The 510-nt window shown below is 54.1% G+C and carries 1 protein-coding gene; it reads left to right on the forward strand.

All coding sequences use genetic code 11. The features are described 5' to 3' along the window. The first annotated feature begins 70 nt into the window (after positions 1 to 70). On the forward strand, positions 71 to 340 hold the full coding sequence (rpsO, locus tag ACFSE6_RS18940; RefSeq protein WP_374610721.1) for a 30S ribosomal protein S15: 270 nt from the start codon (positions 71 to 73) through the stop codon (positions 338 to 340). Positions 341 to 510: the final 170 nt, after the last annotated feature.

Raw genomic sequence — 510 nt, forward strand, 5'->3', positions numbered from 1 at the left:
AGCAAATCGGCGGGGAATTAAGAACCGTTCGTGGCTTCAACCTTTAAAACACGATGTTCGAAGGAAAAAAATGTCTATTACTGCTGAACGCAAAGCCGAAGTGATCAAGGAAAATGCCCGTGAAAAGGGCGATACCGGTTCGCCGGAAGTGCAGGTTGCGATCCTGACCGACCGCATCAACACCCTGACCGCTCACTTCAAGAGCCATCACAAGGACAACCACTCGCGTCGTGGTCTGCTCCAGATGGTCAACAAGCGTCGCTCGCTTCTCGATTATCTGAAGAAAAAAGATGTCGCGCGTTACAATGCGCTGATTTCCAAACTCGGACTGCGTAAATAAGAAATTGCGAGGCGGCCCCCTGCGGGCCGCTTCTGCTATATGGGGTGGGTCCGCATTTCGGTGGACCCCGCCATGGGGCGCAAAATGCCTCGACCGGTCCGGGCCGGAGATCCCGGAAAAAAGGAGGCCCCTTTGCGCAATAGGGCGCGAAGGCATCTCAAGGAAAATCT

Source organism: Georgenia deserti, assembly GCF_042680605.1.
GTDB lineage: Bacteria > Actinomycetota > Actinomycetes > Actinomycetales > Actinomycetaceae > Allobogoriella > Allobogoriella deserti.

What these genes read in the sequence shown, in the direction of transcription:
- rpsO (WP_374610721.1), top strand. Translation starts at nt 71, where the DNA reads ATGTCTATTACTGCTGAACGCAAAGCCGAAGTGATCAAGGAAAATGCC.